Here is a 17483-nt window from a genome sequence, read left to right as displayed (position 1 = left end):
TGAAAAGACTGAATGGAATAGTCATATATATTAAAAAAAGAGTTGAAAATTATCATGAAGATATCATGGCAATAAATTTAAGGACAAAAATAGGAAAAGTAGCGGAAGAGGAATTCTGGAAGAGATGTGACGCAATCGGACATGCCTTGGTTGAAAATCTGGCTAGTGAGAGTCAGTATGAATCTTATATAAGTGAGGCCGAACGAATCGCAGAGTCTGTTTATGTTCAGTTATGCCCCGCCACAGGATCAAGAAGAATAATGGCACACTGTGCAAATTACCCACATTTTTATAAATCTTATCATTTGGAGCAATAAGAAATGAAAAGTAAGACCTATAAAAACAAGGAAGAAGCTTATGTTGAATTTATTTACGCGAAAAAAGAAAATGACACAAAAATGAGGTCGGCTTTCAGAAGGGCTACGAATCCTTTGGGCTCATATGCCGTTTGGGAATATGTTATTCCATTCATGGGTGAACATTTCCAGATAGATAAATACAGAACAGCATATATTCTGATAGGTGCATATATCTGCATGGATAAATCGACAGAGAACGGATGTGACGGGCTTGGATCGGCTTTGGTAAAAACATGGGGTGACAAAGCCAAATTTTCTATTTCAGGTAATGATTCGATCGCTATCAGAATTAGAAAACTGCTTTCGTGCAAACGCACGGAGGATCTGATTAAAAATATTCAACCTCTTCTGAGAGTGATTTCAGAAAGAAAACGCGCGAATTTGAATTATTCAAGACTGCTCTGGGAGATGATATATTTCGAACGGGATTGTGAGAAAATCAAAATCCGCTGGACACTGGAATATTACAAACATTTGGATAGACAAAATGACTAATAAGCAGCTTTATTTGGGAAGACTCAGTCTTCAGCCTTCGGCTTTGATTCGAATGAAAGTAACGGATCGATATTCACTGCATAAGATCATGTGCGACCTTTATTATTCTGATATAAGAATATATAACCCTGAGGAATGTAAGAGCTTTCTTTGGGTAGACCGTGGTCAGCATTTGACGGGGCGGGAGATTGATTTTTTATCTGACAGAGACCTGTCAAAAAATGTATTACCCGATGATCTTAATGTTATTTGCAGAAAACTTCCTGAAGATTTTCTTGATCATGAATATTATAGGTATCAGGTTTTTCTTAATCCGGTGAGGCAGTTCCATCGCAGGCGGATACCGATTAAAAATGAAAGTGACTTCAGAGTCTGGTTTCATGAAAAGATGCAAAACAATGGAATGATTGTGCGCATAGATCAAGTGGATCAAATGGGAGCAGAAAAATTTCGCAAGGGAAATACAAAAATAATATATAAAAAAGCACGGGCTACCGGAATTCTCCGAGTGACGGATTCTGTAAAATTTTCTGAAGCTTTTCAAAAAGGCATCGGGAAAGGCCGGGCCTTCGGGTTTGGACTCATTCAACTTGCATTAATTTGAGGCTTAATATCATGAAAAAATATCCTCTCATTGAGTTTCACATTATTCAGAGTTTTCCGGTTTCATGCCTGAACAGGGATGATCTGAACTCACCCAAAACCTGCTTCATCGGCGGCGTTGAAAGAGCACGCGTGAGTTCCCAGTGCTGGAAGCGAGTTGTTAGACAGGAACTTCATGAACGCGGTGTCAAACTTGCCATCAGAACCAAGAATGTTGAAAAGACGCTTGTTCAGAAACTCATCGATCTGAACGCTTCTGAAACGCAGGCGAAAGAATGCGCGAAGACTGTTGCCAAGGAAATTACGAAAGATACTCTTATTTTTTTGTCTGATCAGGAATATTCTGCCATTGCAGAATATATTAAAGAACTTGATTTTGATGAAAATAAAATCAAAAAAGATGCCGTCGTAAAATTGCTCAGCAAGGCCAAGGTAGGTCCTTTGGACGGACTGGATATCGCACTTTTCGGCAGAATGGTGGCACAGGCTCCCGTAATCAATGTCGAGGCCGCGGCGGCCTTCAGTCATGCCTTTTCCACTCATGCCTGCACATCTGAGCTCGATTTTTTCACAGCCTTGGATGACATAAAACTGGCTGATCCGAATGATTTTACCGCCGGACATCTTGGGAATATGGAGTTCAGTGCGGCGACTTACTATCGTTATGTTTCACTGAATCTTAATCAGCTTGCTTCAGTCTTGAATATTGAAAAAGCGAGTGAGCTGATTGAGCCTGTGAAAACATTTATAACGGCATTGTATCTTGCAGTTCCTTCTGCACGACAGTCGACAATGTCGGCAAGCAACTCATGGGATTTTGCACGTGTATATATCAGAACAGGGCAGAGAATTCAGTGCGGTTTTGAACAGCCGGTTAAGTCAGGCGCATGCGGTGGTTTTCTTAAACCCAGCATTGAAGTGCTGAAAGAAACGCTGGAGATGAAGGAATGTCAGGCGGGAGATCTGTTTGGCAAGCTGGCCCAGTTTGATTTCGGTGAAGACCGTTCATCTATTAGTGAATTAATAGAAAAAATTTCTGAAGTAATAATGAATATCAAGGAATGAATCATGGAAAGAGCATTCTTGCTTCTTAACCTGGCAGGTCCGTTGCAGAGCTGGGGTGATCACTCCCGGTTCTGGACCAGTAACACACATGATTTCCCGACGAAATCAGGTGTCATCGGACTTCTGTTCTGTGCAATGGGTCTGGGCGGTGCTCAGGAGGACGCACTGTCGCAGTTCACATGTTATCCAATGACTGCCTATCGGATCGGTAAAAAGGAAGCGAAAAAGACCGTCAATCTTACTGATTTTCAAATGATAGGAAGTGGTTATGATCCAGATGATCCCTGGCAACGTTTCTGCAAACTGAGAACATTTGATGGCAAACGATCTCAGACGAGTGGAATGAAAATGACAAAGAAAATTTACTTGCAGGATGAGAAATTCTGTGTTATCATGGAAATTCCAATCGGTTGGAAGGAAAGAGTCATAGAAGGATTAAAAACGCCTGTCTGGGATCTATATTTGGGAAGGAAGTGCTGTGCACCATCAGAACCGGTGTTTGGTGGTATTTTTTCTTCAAGATTTGCAGCTGAGGAATTTTTGAGGAATAATTTGGATTCAATGTCTGAAAACCAGGATAAAATGGTGATCCTGGAAATTGAGGAAGAGACTCAGGGTGATTCAGAAAAGCGGCCTGCGAGTGTTCCGATGCAGAAAATGTTTTTGAATGATGTTCCGGTAAGATTTGGAACCGAGAAGTTATATAAAAGCAGATGTGTTATTAGAAAAGCAATTGCTTAGTTCCCTGCCGCTGCAGGGGTGTTTCTGCCATATCATTACATGCGACCATAAAGGCTCAGTTTTCCCTGCCGTAGCAGGGGTGTTTCCGCTATATCGCTATACGCGACGATAAGGGCCCATTTTTCCCTGCCATAGCAGGGGTGTTTCCGCTATGAGCCTGCATACGACGATAAGCGCGCAGTTTTCCCTGCCATAGCAGGGGTTAAAATAAAGGGTTCCTGCTTAAAAACAGGAACCCATTTTTCTATCAGTATCCGCGGTGGAATCAGACTATTCTGCTTTAGTCAATGCTTCTGTTTGACTGAAATTGAATATTCTGTCGGGCTAAAATCGAGACAAAAAAGAAGATAACCCCAGGGGCAAAGGAATTCTAAGTCTTGCGACCTACTCCTATTCAGGAACCCAGCACTGATCCTTCGCGAGTTATCTTCGTCTCTATATCGTAATGGGTGTTCAGACAGAGATCAAGGGGGTGATATGTGGTTCCTGAGCACCTAACTGTGGGGGTGTCAGAACTCAGGTTCAGTGACTGTTGATCCAGTCAATGCTTCCGTTCGACTGGATGCTCTGATTCTCACCTTCAATGGAGATCCACTCAAACTTCAAGGACCACTTCTCCGCCTCCAACTTCGCCGGGAGCGAGATCTTCAGCGCCAGCCTCATCCCGGGCGTCGTCACGGCACGGAACTTCAACTGCTTCACCGTCCCGGGCTTCCAGTCCTCGGAGACCGCGGCGAACTCTCTCACCGCCTTCTCGACGAGGAGGAGCTGAGCCACGCCGGGCAGGATGGGAAGGCCGGGGAAATGGCCCTTGAGCCACTCAAGTCCGGGAGAGGCCTCAAGGCGCAGCGTGATCGTCCGCTTGTCGCCCTCGGTGACATCGCTCTCGAGGAGCCACTCGGGGCGGCGCGCATCAAAGAGCGCGAGCAGCGCAGCCACAGTGGTCTTGCCCTGTGCGTTGGCCGGGAACTCGTCCACGAAGCGCCAGCGGCGCGGGACGGCCACGGCCGGCAGGTCCGCCTTGAGCAGTTCGCGCAGCTTCGATGTCACGGCTGCCTTGCCTGACGAGAAAATCTGCGTCTTCATCTCGGCCGTCGGTTCCAGCACCGCGGCGAGGAGGTCGCGGCCGTGCTCGTTGAGCGCCAGGACGCGGGCACGCCTCACAAGACCGCTCTTCTCAAGCAGCGCTTCAACCTCGGGGAGCGCGACGCGCTTGCCCTCGATCTTCACGATGCGGTCGGCACGGCCGAGGAGCGTGAAACCGGTTTCATCGAGCCGGATGCGGTCCGACCCCTCGATCCAGTCCTCGCGCTCCAGATGACGGCCGCGCAGGCAGATGAGGCCTTCGCCGGCGGGCAGCGTTTCGCCGTTCTCGAGGCGCACGGCGGCCTCGATGCCCTCGACGGTGCGCCAGGGCGGAGTGATGAGCTTCTCCTCACCGGGCGCGGCCGGAGCGCGCATGCGCCAGGCGATGCCGCCCGTCTCGGTGGAGCCGAGCACCTCGATGGGGAAGTGCCCGAAGGCACGAGCAGCGCAGAGCGCTCCTGCCTCGTCGAGCGGACCCGTGGAGGTGAACACCACCGAGACGGTGCCGAGCGACGGCGCGAAGAGCGCGGGATCGGTGAAGCGCTTCAGGTGCGCGGGCGCGGCGATGATCACGGCCTTGTGACCGCGCGCCTTCACGTCAAGGAGAGCGGCCTCAAGCGTCTCGGGGAAGTGCAGGCGGGGCCCGTGCAGCACGGCGTTCGCGGCCATGAGCGGCCAGAAGAGGCGGAAGAGCATGCCGTAGATGTGCTGGGCACTCACCGTGCCGAGCACCTCAATCTCACCGAGCCCGTCCGTGTCGGTGTCAATGAAGGCACGGAGCCCCGCGTCAATCGCCTCGGGCTCCCAGAACCCCTGGTCAAGGCGCTTTCTCACCAGCTTCGGCTCGCCCGTGCTTCCGCTCGTGAGGAGCGAGAGCAGTTCCGCATGGTCGTCAAGGAGCGGCAGGTCGTCCGGGACCGGAGCCGAGTTCATCTCCGTGATCGTCATGGGAACGGCGAGCGTGCGGACACGCCCGGCCTCGTCCATGCGGACGGCGTCGAGCGCGAGGATCGTGCGGTTCAGCGTGACGCCGCCGCGCTCGAGGCGCTCGAGCGTTCCGGGAAGCGCATCCCCGGGGAGCACCACGTGCACGCCCGCGGCCCAGAGACCGAAGAGGGCGGGAAGGAGCGGTACCGCATCCTCGGCATAGAGGACGGCGTTCTCGCGTTGCTCCGCGGGAAGCTTCAGCGCGGCATCGCGCCAGGCCGCCGTGCCGGCGAGGAATCCCCGGAAGGTGAGGATCTCGTCCGAGGCCGAGCGCCCGAGGGCGCGGTCAGAAGGGGCGGAGCGGAGAATGCGGGAGAGGCGGGTGACGCTGGTCATGGCGCTTTGCTTCTTGTGAGAGAGGGGAACTGAAAAGGATACCGCACGGCACCTTCAGCGGGAGGCGCCGGAATCCTGTTCTGAATCCTGTTCAGAGTTCTGAGATCTGTCGACCTGACGGCGCATCACGATCATGCGGAGCAGGAACTCTCCGGCGAAGAGCACGCCCATGAGGACGTAGCTCACCGCGCCGTTCCAGAGCATCCAGAGCGAGCGGTCGCCGTGGAGCACGGTGAAGAGGGCGACGCTGCCGTTCACGACGAAGAAAATGCACCAGGTGACGGTGACGCCGCGGCACCAGCGGACACCCTCGGGCGGGAGGTTCTTCTCCTTCAATCGCGCGAGACGCTCGACGAGCGGCATGGAGCCTCCGACGAGGCTCGAGCCGAAGAGCCAGAGCATGAATAGGTTGACGCAGACCGGGTAGAGGAGCATCGGTGCCTCGCGGTCAAGGAGCGTCGAGGCGAGGCAGAGCGCGGTCGAGATGAGGAAGCACCCCCAGGCCTCGCGGCCGCCCTTGAGGAGGGCCCTCAGGAGCATCACCGCGGCGAGCGAGGCCGCCACGGGAACGATGCCGAAGCGATTGAGTCCCCACCAGGCCCAGAGGGGATAGAGCGCGGCAAGAAGAACAAGAACGCCCGACGCGACGCGCCGGGCGATGAGAGCGGGCTCAGCCAAGAGGATCAGGCCTTCTCGGGCTCTTCAAGGATGGAGGCGACCACGCGGACGACGTCGCCCATCGTGCGGACCTGCTTGAAGGCCTCGGGCGTGACGCGGCGGTTGCCGAGGTGGGGCTTCAGCTGCACGATCATGTCGACCGCGTCGATCGAGTCGATGTCGAAGTCCTCGTAGAGGCGGGCGTCAGGGGCAATCTTCTCGGCCGGGATCTCAAACTCTTTGACAAGGATGTCAGAGAGAATGCCGTAGATCTTCTCTTCCTGAGGGGTGAAATCTGTCATTTGAGGGAATCAGCAGGTTTTATTGGATTCGATGTACTCGGCGAGCGAGCGGACGGAACGGAAGACGGTGCGCGCCTCCTCACTTTCAGCCGTGAGGGTGACGCCCCAGCGCTTCTTGAGCGCGAGGCCGAGCTCGAGCGCGTCGATGCTGTCGAGGCCGAGACCTTCGCCGAAGAGGGGTTCGTCGGGATCGATGTCCTCGGGACGGATGTCCTCAAGGCCGAGGGAGGAGATGATCAGGGCCTGGATCTCGTGGATGAGGTTTTCAGACATGGGCTTCAACGTTGTGTTCAAAGAGCCGTGCGCCGAGGTCCTCGGTGAGGCGGCGTGCGGCGGATCTAGGTGAGGAATTATAGAGAGGGAGATAGTCCGCGACGGGGATTTCCGGAAGCACTTCGAAGGTGAGCACCATCGGCTTCTCGGGAAGGTGCCACCAGCCGCGGTCCTTGGTGAGCCAGCGCGGCTCGGCGGTGACCCGAACGGGGGTGATGGGACGGCCCGTGTGGAGCGCGAGCTGCGCGGCGCCGCGGTGCATCTTAGGGAGCTCACCCGGCGGGAGGTCGCGCGGCGTGCGCGTGCCCTCGGGGAAGATCACGAAGGAGGCGCCGCTCTCGAGTTCACGGGAGAGCGCCTCAAGCGCCTCCGGACCGTCGGCGTTGGTGGCGTAGCCGGACGCGAGAATGGGGAACCTTGTGAACGGGTTGCTGAGGAGCTTCGCCTTCACGATCGTCGTCGCCTCGGGCACGATCGAGATGAGGCAGACGACATCGATGAGGGACGGGTGGCTCGCCGCGATGATGGACCCGGGGCGCATCAGTCCCTCGGGATTGACGACCTCGATTCTGGCGAGCCGCAGCACACGGATGAAGCCCACGAAGACGCGGAAAAAGAAGCGCACGACGGCGCGGGCCCGCTTCCTGCTCTCCTCCGGGGTCCTGCTCGTGAGCTTCAGCCACGGCGTGACGAGGAGTCCGTAGAGGATCCCGCCCACGCCGAAGAGCGCGAACGCGATCGCCGTGCCGGTGAACTGGAGCGGCACGAGGATCAGACGCAGGAGGGGAGATGCAGACATCTGGTTGGATATTTGATTGGGCAAAATCCAATTGTAGTGTGCATCGGCACACCAGCGCCGATGTTTGTCTCACGCCTTTCCGCAGGGGAGGGAAAAGTGTTCTGTCCCGATGACACCCGCGGCTGTCGGAAAGTGCCTGTTTACAATAAGGTTCCGGTTCCGGAGAGGCCGCCTTCCTTCGCCCAGACCCAGGCGGCGTGCCGGTCGCAGCGGGTGAGGAAGCGCTCCTCCGGTCTCAGAAGCCAGGCGAGGACGTCGAGGTCGCCGGGGACGCCGCCGAGCTCATTGAGCCGCGGGTCCGGTGCCTCGTCATCCGCGAGGGCGCGCGTCGTGAGGGCGCAGAGCGGGCCGGCGGCGCGGATGCGGTCCCATTGGGCGGGATCGGCGGGCTCGGGGGCGCGCGAGAGCAGGAGCCCCCAGGCGTGCGTGACGCCCCCGGCCTCGAAGGCGACGGGAGGCTTCACATCGGCGACCGTGAGAATCACCTGCTCATGCTGCGCGAGGAGTCCGACGGCGGACTCGAAGGCGACCTCGGCCGAGAAAGGGCCGCCCGCGAGCGCGGTGAGGTTCCCCCGGTGCTTGAGCGCAATGGAGAGGAGCGAGGCCGGGCCGTTGTGCACGCTCATCGCGAACTTCGCGGGCGAGAGCGGCCGGTCGGCGGCGACGTCGGTGAGCATCTCGACGGCGAGACCCGCGTCGCCCCTGCGGGAGGCGTAGACCCAGGGCGCGTCGGGAGCGGCGGCCGCGAGCGGCGCGAGGACCTCGGCGAGCGCACGGCCGAGCGGCGAGAGCCTGCGGCGCAGCATCGCCGGCACGCCGGCCGCGGGCGCGGCGGGTTCCTTCGCGTCCGCGGGAGCGAACTCCCCTTCGAGGAGCCCGAAGGCGGGACGTGCCGCGGCAGCGGCCCAGTCCGCGGGGGAGGTCATGCCGGGCGCCCAGGCGGTCCAGCGAAGAATCTGCGCACAGTTCTGCATGGTTCTGTCGAACGAGATAGAAAACGGCGATTTTAGACGTTTGAAACGCCGGATTCAGCGGGGGAGTGAATTTGAAGCGTGAACGACACACATATTTTGATTCTCCGGATGTTACGGGACCGCACTGCCCCGGACCGGCGGAAATACAATATCGAATCAGTTGAGGCTGCCCCTGAAGCCCCCGCTCCCTTCCCCCTCTCACAGAAAGGAATCACCATGAAGAAGTCCCTCCTTCTCGCCGCCACGGCCGCGGCCGTCATCGTGCTCGCGGGCTGCGGCACCACGCGTCCGCTCATCACCTCGAGCACCTACTCGGTCAACAGCACGCCCGAGGCGGTGAAGACCGCCATCGGCCGCTCGGCCATCGCCCGCAGCTTCCGCATCGTCTCCGAGAAGCCGGGCGTGACGCGCCTCGCCTACCCGGCCAACGCCAGGGCCGCCAAGTACGAGATGATCGTCGACGTCGAGTACACGGGCACCACCTACACCGTCAACTACGTGAGCAGCTACGGCCTTGACGCCGCGCCCTGCAAGAACAATCCCTCGCAGACCTGCGGCCACCGCAACATCACGCGCTGGATCGCCAATCTGGCCAAGGACATCCGCGGCTACCTCTACAAGTAAAGTCCTGACCTCCCCGCGGCGGGTCCGCCTGTCGTGAGGTGAAGACAGAATGCGAACGGCTCCCTGAAAATGTCCAGGGAGCCGTTTTACTTTCAGCGCGTCTTTGCCAGAATCAGGCTTCCGGAACGAGCAGGAAGAGCGTGTGGGAGACGCCGAGGTCCGGCGTCTCGCTCTCGATGCGGAATCCCGCCTCGCGGAAGATGCGGCGCAGATCCTCGCCGTTGAAGAAGCGCGAGTTGCCGTTCGCGAGCACCGTGAAGTAGAGGTTCGTCGCGGCGAGCGAGAGCTCGGCGGCGCGGTGGCGCTGCTCGCTCACGATGGGCTCGAGCACCGCGAGGCGCGCGCCCGGCGCCATGGCGCGGCGCGTGCGCTCGAGGATGCTCACGGCCTCGGCCTCGCTGAAGCAGTCGAGGAACTGGCTCATCCAGAAGATGTCCGCGTCGGCGACGGCCGGGCGGTCGGTGAGCTCGTCATCGGTGAGCCAGTCGATTGAGGCGCCCTCGAGCCGGTCCTTCACGTCCGCGATGCCCGGACGGCTCGGGAGGAGCTCGACCTCGACAGGGAGGTCGACGAGCACCGCCGTCGAGGCGGGGAACCGGAGCAGGAACTCGCGCGAGAAGCGGCCCGTGTTGCCGCCGATGTCAACGAGCTTCCTCGGACCCGTCGGCGCACAGGCCTCGGCGAGGATCTCGAGCGCCGCCTCGTAGGCGCGGTCGCTGTGCCAGTGATCGAACCCGAACCAGGCCTTCTGGGCTTCCTCAGGCAATTCCGGCAGATGCGGGTAGATCGTCTTCCAGGACGGATCGAAGGCGGAGAGTCCCGCGGGACGGCCCTCGGCGAGCGACTCGGCGGTTTTCCCGAGACCCTGGTAGCAGACCGACTCGGTGAAGAAGAAGTTCGCGCGGGTCATCTCGTCAAAGAGGAGCAGGTCGCCCACGGAGGAGAGCGCGAGTCCGGTGCTGCGCTCGCCCTTTTCGCCCTTCGCGGGAACGCGGTCAAGGACGCCTGCGGGCACGAGCAGGTCGGCGATCACGCCGGCCGCATAGGGCGTGATCGCGATGTCGCGGGCGATCTCGGCCGGGGTGGCGCCGGGGTGGCGGTTCACAGCCTCGAGGAACCCGAAGCGGAGCGCGGCCGCGGCGGCCTGGAAGATGAAGGGCGCGAAGGCGAGGCGCTGCGCCGCCTCAAGGGTGTCGAGGAAGGAGGTACGGGGCTTGCGCTTCATGGAAATACTCATCCGTTATGGAAAGTGGGTGGATTCAGAATTTTATGACGGGTTGCGTCGCAGACGCCATTGCCGGGCTGTGGCGGGGCGGCTCTCCCGCTCCGATGGTCTGCCCGATGGAGCCGCTCTCCCCGGACAGCGCGCCGGGGAGGGGAACGGTCTGATTCAACGGTCAGTCGTCGAGCCTGCGGAAGATGAGGCTCGTGTTGATGCCGCCGAAGGCGAAGTTGTTGCTCATCACGACGCGCTGCTCGAGGGCCCTGGGGCTTCCCATGACGTAGTTGAGGGGCGCGCAGGCCGGGTCGGGGTTCTCGAGGTTGAGGACCGGAGTGACAAAGCCCTCGAGCATGCCGTGGATCGCAAAGATGGCCTCGAGCGCGCCGCAGGCGCCGAGCGTGTGACCCATGTGACCCTTGTAGGTCGTGTAGGGCGTCGCGCCCCCGAAGACCGAGAAGGTCGCGTGGCTCTCGGCGACGTCGCCGCGGTCGGTGGCGGTGCCGTGGCCGTTGACGAGGTCGACTTCAGCGGGCTCCATGCCGGCGTCGGCGAGCGCGAGGCGCATCGCCTCGGCCATCTGCCCGGACTCGGGGCTCGTGATGTGCGAGCCGTCGGAGTTCGTGCCGTAGCCCGCGATCTCGGCGTAGATGCGGGCGCCGCGCGCGCGGGCGTGCTCGTACTCCTCGAGGATGAGGGCGCCGGCGCCCTCGCCCACGACGAGGCCGTCGCGGTCGCGGTCGAAGGGCTTCGGGGTGTGCGTCGGATCGTCGTTCCAGTTCGTCGAGGTCGCGAAGAGCGTGTCGAAGATCGCCGCGTCGGTGGCGTCGAGCTCCTCGGCGCCGCCCGCGATCATCACGTCGGCGCGCCCCGAGGCGATCGTCTCGTAGGCCGAGCCGATGCCCTGGGAGCCGGAGGTGCACGCCGACGACGTTGTGCAGATGCGGCCCTTGCAGTGGAAGAAGACGCCGATGTTCACCGGGGCCGTGTGCGCCATCATGCGCACGTAGGTCGTGGCGGTGATGCCGCGGCAGCTGTTCGAGAGCACCATCTGGGCGAGCTCGGCGACGGCCTTGGGCTGGCCGGCCGAGGACCCGAAGGCGACGCCGGTCCTGCTCGAGGCGATCACCGGGTCGTCGAGGAGCCCGGCGTCGATGAGCGCGTCGCGGGCGGTCTTCACCGACATGAGCGCGATGCGGCCCATCGAGCGGGTGCGCTTGCGCGTGAAGACGTCGGCCTCGACCTCGAAGGGGGCGGCGGGTGCCGCCACGCGCGTGTTGAGGTCCTCGTACTTGTCCCAGTCCGTCATGTGGCGGATGGCGCTGCGGTTGTTCATCAGCGCCTCGCGCACGGACGCCCAGTCGGCGCCGAGCGGGGAGATCGCGGCCATGCCGGTGACGACGACGCGGCGGGGTTGAGCGGGAAGCTTCATCAGATGATGCCTCCAGAGACAGGGATGACGGCGCGGGTGATGTAGCCCGCCTCGTCGGAGAGAAGGAACGCGGCGAGCCCGGCCACCTCGGAGGGGCGGCCGAGACGGCGCATCGGGATGTAGGGAAGGATCCGGTCGCGGTTCTCGTCGGTCACCATCTCGGTGTCGATGAGACCCGGGGCGATGACGTTGACCGTGATGCCGCGGGAGGCGAGCTCGGCGGCGAGCGACTTCGCCGCGCCGATGAGACCGGCCTTGGCGGCGGCGTAGTTGGTCTGACCGCGCGTGCCGGTGAGGCCCGAGACCGAGCTCATCACGATGATGCGGCCGGCGCGCTTCCTCGCCATCGGGAGGATGAGGGGTTTGAGGACGTTGTAGAAGCCCCCGAGGTCGGTCGAGAGCACGTCGTCCCAGTCCGCCTCGCTCATGCCGGCGAGCGGGCCGTCGCGGTTGATGCCGGCGTTCAAGACGACGCCCCAGTAGGCCCCGTGGGCCTCGAGGTCGGCCGCGATCACTTCGGCCGCGCGGGCGCGGTCGGTGACGTCGAAGTAGAGCGCGCGGGCCTCGACGCCCATGCGGGCGAGCTCGGCGAGGAGACTCGCGGAGTGCTCCGAGGGGGCGCGGCCGTGGATCACGAGGCTGTAGCCGTCCTCGGCAAGCCGCAGCGCGATCGCGCGGCCGATGCCGCGCGTGCTGCCGGTGATGAAGACGGTGCGGGCCGGCCGTGCGGCCCGGGAATCAGTGGAGGATTCAGTCATTCGTTGTCAGTCGCAAAAATGTAGGAAATTCTGTCTGCCGGGCGTCGAGGCCTCAGGCGGCGAGCTTCTCGAAGTAGCCGTCGGGCGGATTGAAGACGGTGAGGACGGCGTCGCCCGCCGGACGGGCGGCATTTTCGTCGCCCTGAGGGAGGAGGTCGACCGCGCATTTGAACTGCCAGAGACCCTCGTCGCTCTCGAAGGCCTTCTCGACGGTGCAGCGGAGCACGTCGCCCGGCGCGAAGGAGTCCACCGGAAGATTCATCCGGCGGGTGCCGAGAAGGAGCCCCGGACGGGGTCCCTCGCCCGCGAGACGGTGGATGCGGCCGGCGAAGACGCCGATCGTCTGGGCCATCACCTCGATCAATGCCATCGCCGGCAGGCGCCCCGCCGCGTCGGCGGCGATCGAGTCGGCGCGCACGGTCGTGCGGGTCACGGCGCCGGTTTCATCGGCCGAGAGCACCTCGTCAACGAAGCGCATCGGCGGGCGCTGAGGAATGAAGTCCTCCGCAGGCGCGGGAAAAGTGATCTCAGGCATGTTCCCCTCTCTCAAGCAGAAGCGCTGCGTTGCTGCCGCCGAAGGCGAAGGCCGAGGCGACGATGCGCCCGGGGCTCACGGGGCCCCGGTTTTCGACGGTCGAGACCGCGCCGCGGAAGGCCTCGGGGAAATCCGGATCCAGGCGGTCCGACTCGCCTTCGAAGAGGCAGAAGGGCGCCGCCGCGCGGTGCGTGAGAAGTCCCCAGGCGAGCGCGGCGTTGAAGGCCCCGGCGCCGGCGAGCTGGTGACCGACGGCGCGCTTGACCGACGCCGCCCGGACGCCGGGGAGCGCCGTCGCCATCGCGCGGGCCTCCATGGCGTCGTTCTGGGCCGTGGCGGTGCCGTGAAGGAGCGCAAAGCCGATGTCGGCGGGCTTGCGGACCCCAAGCGCCTCTTTGATCGCCGCCGCCGCGCCCCTGCCCTCGGGCTCGGGCGCGCAGATGTGGTGGGCGTCGCTCGTCTCGCCCGCCCCGGCGAGGTAAATGCGGTCCTCGGGGGCGACCTCCGGGAACTTGTCCGTGTCCGCGGTCATCAGCAGAAAGCCGCCGCCTTCGCCGAGGTGCAGGCCGGTGCGGTCCGCGCGGAAGGGCTTCGCGCGCTCGGCGCTCCTCGCGCCGAGGGCCGAGAAGCCGCCTTCGGTGAGGGGCGAGAGCACGTCGACGCCGCCCGCGACCACCGCTTTCACGCGGCCGCAGGCGATAAGGCGCGCGCCCTCGGCGATGGCCTTGGCACCCGCCGTGCAGGCGGTGGAAACGGTGATCACCGGGCCCGCGATGCCCGCCGCGCGGGCGACCCACGGGGCGGAGCGGCTGAGCTCGACCAAGGACCACTTTTCCTGAGCGCACGCATCAGGGCGGTTCCTCAGGCGCCCGACCACCTCGGGCGTGCCGGCGGCGGTGCCGCCCACGATGAAGCCGATCTCGTCCGCGGCGAAGCCGTGGCTCAAAGCGCTCTCGAGGAGCGGCAGGGCCCCGGCGAGCACGAGGAGCAGCGTGCGGGTGAGCTCGCCCTCAGGGATCCCGAGCGCGAGGGCCCGCTCACGGGCGGCCTCGAACGTCTCCTCGGCGACGCGGCCCTCCGGCGTCTCGTCAAAGGGCCGGGGATCGGCGAGGCGCGCGAGCACCTCGTCCATGGTCGAGCCGACGGCCGAGGAGAGCCTGGCATCGGGGATGAAAACGGCTTCAAAGTCTGAGGAGGGCATGGGAGGCGCAGGAAATGTCGCTCGCGGAGTATTGGACGGCGACCGGCCCGGGCGGAGTCTCCCCCGGCGGGAGGTCTGAAATATGACGCGGAATTCTAGCGCAACTCATTTCATGCCATTTCCGCGCGGACAAATTGAATTCCCTGAGATTTTTCCCGCGGAAATTTTCCCGCCGCACGCCCGGCGCGTTTCCCTGTGTATACAGCCGCCCCGCTGCTGTACGCCCGCGCGTCCCGGGATCTGCGGCCGCGGGTTATATGAACGACAGGGCCGCGGAGCAGTCAATGCCGCCGCGGCCCTGAGACCGAGGTTTTCAAACCGGCTCTGCCGGGGGCGGGGTCGCCCTCGGCAGGGAAAGCGTTCCTACGGCATCCAGCCGTCGGCCTTGCGGGAGCCCTGCGTGATGTAGGCGTGACCGCGGCAGAGCATGCGCTCGAGCGTCTGCGTGAAGCCGCCGCAGGAGAGCGTGAGCGTCTCCGAGGTGGGGAGCTCCGACGCGGCGCCGATCCCCATCGCCTCGGAGAGAATGCGCCCGGAGGGAAGCGGGAGCGGCGCGTCGTCGTCGAGGAGCGAGAGCATCGTCATGAGGGTGGTCGAGAAGTCGTCGTGGCTCGCCGGCTCCTCGTGCACCCCGGCGCCGGGGAAGCGCGAGCCCGCGGCCGCGAGGAGCGCATGGGTCTCCTGCGGCAGAAGGCCGCCGTGCATGCCGGCGCCCAATGGAATGTCGTCCGTCATCACGATGCGGCCCGTCTCCGGGTCGCCGCGCGTCACGAACCGCAGGTCGGGACCGCGGCGGTGCGCCGACGACGTGAGCGCCTCGGAGAAGGTGCCGGGGACGCGCCCCTCGAGCGAGACCGGGCGGCGGTCGTCGGGCTGCGAGAAGATGAGACCGACGTCGGGACTCGCCATCAGCGCGTCACGGAGCTCGAGCAGGCGCTTCGGGGCCCGGTGCGGGAGCCACAGGCCCGCCGCGTAGCAGCCGACGAGAACGACGTCCTCCTCGGAGATCTTTTCGCCCTGCATGATCTCGCGGCTCGTGATCACCGAGAACCCCTGGTCCTCGAGGTACTGCGCGACGTCGAAGTGGCGCGCCACCTCGACGATGCCGTGGTCGGAGATGGTGACGAGCTGCACCCCGGCGGCGCGCCCCTCGGCCTCCCACCAGTCGAGCACCCGCGCGAACTCGCGGTCCGCGACGCGCCGCGAGTCGGCGACGCGCGGGTCCGAGAGGGGGAACGCATGCTCGGCGTGGTCGGGCTCGCCGATCCAGAGGAAGGTCACGTCGCCGAGGCCGTTGGGGACCTCGCGCTCGAAGAAGAGGTCGACGATCATCTTCGTGCCGCGGTTGTCCGGGAACTGCAGCGGCACGCCGTCGCCGTGGTCGCGGGCGAGCATCTGCGCCTCGCGCGGGGGGAGCGTCTTCAACATCGCGTGCACGCAGCAGTTGAGGTGCCCCGGCGACTGGCTCGCGTGGATGTTCTGCAGCCGGGTGCTCCCGGCGGAGTTTGAGCAGTAGATGCGCAGGGTCTTGCCTTCGCGCGCGAGACGGGCCCCGAGGTCCGGGACGCGGTAGAGACCGCGCTCGAGCGCGTCCTGACGCATCACCGACTCAACGCTCCAGCCCTGGAAGAGCCGGGCCTCGCCCTCGTGGGCGGCATTGAAGAACGAGTTGGCGATGATGCCGTGGTCCCCCGGGCGGAAGCCCGAGAAGATCGACGGGTGGTTGACGTAGGTCTCGGTGGGGAACTGCCCGAGATAGTTTTTCCAGGAGTGCGATTCGGCGACGAACCTCGAGAGCGCGGGCATGGTCTCCGGGGTCACGTCGGAGGGGCGCAGGCCGTCGAAGCCCACAATGAGAAACTTGAGCGACATTTCAGTTCTTTCCTTTTTCAGCGTCATTCACGGCAATTGTTCCGGAGGACGTCATATATGGCGTCACAAATCTGTAACCTGTCTGACATGTACATATAAATCAATGGGTTGCAGAGGAAGGGTAAATTTCTGGACAGTGACCCGGAAATGTATCAGCGAAAAATGACAGCGGGGTGACCGCTGTGTTGCATTTGGTACTGCAGCTGTGACGCCGCCGGTTCCCGGGGGAAGCCGGCGGCGCGGGTGATGATGATGAGGAAAGTGAGCCCCCAAGCGGGATCAGCGGTTCTGCGGGTCGAGCTTCTGCTGCACCCAGTCGCCGAGGAGCGACATCGAGAGCGTGGAGATCACGATCACGACGCCGGGGATGATGGCGATCCACCAGGCGGTGGTGAGGTAGTCGCGGCCGAAGCCGAGCATGGTGCCGAGCGAGCTCATCGGGGGCTGCACGCCGACGCCGAGGAAGGAGAGCGAGGTCTCAAGCAGGATCATGCCGGGGAAGTTGAGCGTCATGTTGACGACGAGCGCGCTCGCGATGTTGGGCAGGATGTGCCTCAGCAGAATCCTCCGCGTCGGGATGCCGAGGCCCTCCAAGGCGCCCGCGTAGCCCTCGGTGTAGGCCGAGCGCGCGAGGTTGCGGGTGAGTCGAGCGTAGCGGTCCCAGCCGTAGACGGCCATGATCACGATGATCACCGTCACGTCCGTGCCGAGGAAGGCGAGGATCGTGAGGGCGAGCACGATGAAGGGAAGCGACGCAGTGAAGTCGATGCCGACGTTGACGAGGTCGTCGATGAAGCCGCCGAAGCGCGCGGCGAGGAAACCCAGAGCGGTGCCCACGACGGCGCCGAGCACGGTGCCCGTGACGGCGAGCACGAAGGAGAGGCGCAGCGAATAGAGAAGGCGCGAGTAGACATCTCGTCCGAGCTCATCGGTGCCGAGCGGGTGCGTGAGCGACGTGAAGGGGGCGACGAGGCGCTCCATCAGGTCCATGTCCTCGAGCTCGTAGGGGGCGAGCACGGGGGCGAGGAGGCCCGCGGTGAAGAAGACCACGAGAATCAGCGCGGCGAGGCCGGCGATGCCGCGGGGGCGGCCGGCGACGATGCGCGCGAGGAGCCCCGGCTTCCGAGTGTTGTTGGTTGCAGCAATGTCAGTCATGGCGGGGTGT

The 17483-nt window shown here is 62.3% G+C and carries 19 protein-coding genes; 6 read left to right on the top strand and 13 right to left on the bottom strand.

Annotated features, from left to right (window positions below; all coding sequences use genetic code 11):
- The 5 genes from Q4F91_RS02990 to cas5e form a co-directional block, all read left to right on the top strand.
- Window positions 1-317: hypothetical protein (locus tag Q4F91_RS02990; protein WP_303334411.1), on the top strand; the 317-nt coding region annotated here is incomplete at its 5' end.
- A gap of 3 nt (window positions 318-320) precedes the next feature.
- On the top strand, window positions 321-854 hold the full coding sequence (gene casB / locus Q4F91_RS02985; RefSeq protein ID WP_303334410.1) for a type I-E CRISPR-associated protein Cse2/CasB: 534 nt from the start codon (window positions 321-323) through the stop codon (window positions 852-854).
- Window positions 847-1458, top strand: coding sequence for a type I-E CRISPR-associated protein Cas6/Cse3/CasE (cas6e, locus tag Q4F91_RS02980; protein ID WP_303334409.1), 612 nt, complete (start codon window positions 847-849; stop codon window positions 1456-1458). Before casB ends, cas6e begins: the two co-directional genes overlap by 8 nt.
- 11 nt (window positions 1459-1469) lie before the next feature.
- Window positions 1470-2522, top strand: coding sequence for a type I-E CRISPR-associated protein Cas7/Cse4/CasC (gene cas7e, locus Q4F91_RS02975; RefSeq protein WP_303334406.1), 1053 nt, complete (start codon window positions 1470-1472; stop codon window positions 2520-2522).
- A gap of 3 nt (window positions 2523-2525) precedes the next feature.
- A complete protein-coding gene (gene cas5e, locus Q4F91_RS02970) occupies window positions 2526-3263 on the top strand; it encodes a type I-E CRISPR-associated protein Cas5/CasD (protein WP_303334404.1) in 738 nt (245 codons plus the stop codon).
- Window positions 3264-3785: 522 nt separating this feature from the next.
- On the opposite strand, the gene Q4F91_RS02965 is transcribed toward cas5e, so the two are convergent.
- The 6 genes from Q4F91_RS02965 to Q4F91_RS02940 form a co-directional block, all read right to left on the bottom strand.
- The gene (locus Q4F91_RS02965; RefSeq protein WP_303334402.1) at window positions 3786-5672 is read right to left on the bottom strand and encodes an AMP-binding protein; all 1887 of its coding nucleotides are present in this window, start codon (window positions 5670-5672) and stop codon (window positions 3786-3788) included.
- 54 nt (window positions 5673-5726) lie between these two features.
- The gene (locus Q4F91_RS02960; RefSeq protein ID WP_303334373.1) at window positions 5727-6350 is read right to left on the bottom strand and encodes a strain DSM; all 624 of its coding nucleotides are present in this window, start codon (window positions 6348-6350) and stop codon (window positions 5727-5729) included.
- 5 nt (window positions 6351-6355) lie between these two features.
- On the bottom strand, window positions 6356-6631 hold the full coding sequence (locus Q4F91_RS02955) for an acyl carrier protein (protein ID WP_303334371.1): 276 nt from the start codon (window positions 6629-6631) through the stop codon (window positions 6356-6358).
- A 9-nt stretch (window positions 6632-6640) separates the two neighbouring features.
- Window positions 6641-6904 (bottom strand): phosphopantetheine-binding protein, encoded by a 264-nt coding sequence (locus Q4F91_RS02950; RefSeq protein ID WP_303334369.1) that lies wholly within the window; start codon window positions 6902-6904, stop codon window positions 6641-6643.
- Window positions 6897-7703 carry a 1-acyl-sn-glycerol-3-phosphate acyltransferase gene (locus Q4F91_RS02945; RefSeq protein WP_303334367.1) on the bottom strand — a complete coding sequence of 269 codons (807 nt, stop codon included), beginning with the start codon at window positions 7701-7703 and terminating at the stop codon, window positions 6897-6899. The genes Q4F91_RS02950 and Q4F91_RS02945 overlap by 8 nt, the downstream gene beginning before the upstream one ends.
- A gap of 140 nt (window positions 7704-7843) precedes the next feature.
- Window positions 7844-8677 (bottom strand): beta-ketoacyl synthase chain length factor, encoded by an 834-nt coding sequence (locus Q4F91_RS02940; RefSeq protein ID WP_303334365.1) that lies wholly within the window; start codon window positions 8675-8677, stop codon window positions 7844-7846.
- Between the two features lie 216 nt (window positions 8678-8893).
- Here Q4F91_RS02940 and Q4F91_RS02935 point away from each other — a divergent pair, with 216 nt between their 5' ends.
- The gene (locus Q4F91_RS02935; protein WP_303334363.1) at window positions 8894-9301 is read left to right on the top strand and encodes a hypothetical protein; all 408 of its coding nucleotides are present in this window, start codon (window positions 8894-8896) and stop codon (window positions 9299-9301) included.
- Window positions 9302-9413: 112 nt separating this feature from the next.
- On the opposite strand, the gene Q4F91_RS02930 is transcribed toward Q4F91_RS02935, so the two are convergent.
- The 7 genes from Q4F91_RS02930 to Q4F91_RS02900 form a co-directional block, all read right to left on the bottom strand.
- The gene (locus tag Q4F91_RS02930) at window positions 9414-10526 is read right to left on the bottom strand and encodes a methyltransferase (protein ID WP_303334361.1); all 1113 of its coding nucleotides are present in this window, start codon (window positions 10524-10526) and stop codon (window positions 9414-9416) included.
- Window positions 10527-10698: 172 nt separating this feature from the next.
- Window positions 10699-11952 carry a beta-ketoacyl-ACP synthase gene (locus tag Q4F91_RS02925; RefSeq protein WP_303334359.1) on the bottom strand — a complete coding sequence of 418 codons (1254 nt, stop codon included), beginning with the start codon at window positions 11950-11952 and terminating at the stop codon, window positions 10699-10701.
- Window positions 11952-12710 carry a 3-oxoacyl-ACP reductase FabG gene (gene fabG / locus Q4F91_RS02920; RefSeq protein WP_303334357.1) on the bottom strand — a complete coding sequence of 253 codons (759 nt, stop codon included), beginning with the start codon at window positions 12708-12710 and terminating at the stop codon, window positions 11952-11954. The genes Q4F91_RS02925 and fabG overlap by 1 nt, the downstream gene beginning before the upstream one ends.
- Before the next feature lie 52 nt (window positions 12711-12762).
- Complete coding sequence (locus tag Q4F91_RS02915) at window positions 12763-13245, bottom strand: hypothetical protein (RefSeq protein WP_303334355.1); 483 nt, start codon at window positions 13243-13245, stop codon at window positions 12763-12765.
- Entirely contained in the window at window positions 13238-14446 is a 1209-nt protein-coding gene (locus Q4F91_RS02910) for a beta-ketoacyl synthase N-terminal-like domain-containing protein (protein ID WP_303334353.1), read from the bottom strand. The genes Q4F91_RS02915 and Q4F91_RS02910 overlap by 8 nt, the downstream gene beginning before the upstream one ends.
- A gap of 363 nt (window positions 14447-14809) precedes the next feature.
- Window positions 14810-16318 (bottom strand): alkaline phosphatase family protein, encoded by a 1509-nt coding sequence (locus tag Q4F91_RS02905; protein WP_303334351.1) that lies wholly within the window; start codon window positions 16316-16318, stop codon window positions 14810-14812.
- 279 nt (window positions 16319-16597) lie between these two features.
- Window positions 16598-17473, bottom strand: a complete 876-nt coding sequence (locus Q4F91_RS02900) for an ABC transporter permease (RefSeq protein WP_303334349.1) — start codon at window positions 17471-17473, stop codon at window positions 16598-16600.
- Window positions 17474-17483: the final 10 nt, after the last annotated feature.

It is taken from the genome of Sutterella sp., assembly GCF_030539355.1.
Classification (GTDB): Bacteria; Pseudomonadota; Gammaproteobacteria; order Burkholderiales; family Burkholderiaceae_F; genus Sutterella.
The sequence above is the reverse complement of the archived record's forward strand: the minus strand, read 5'-3'. Positions and strand labels throughout refer to the sequence as shown.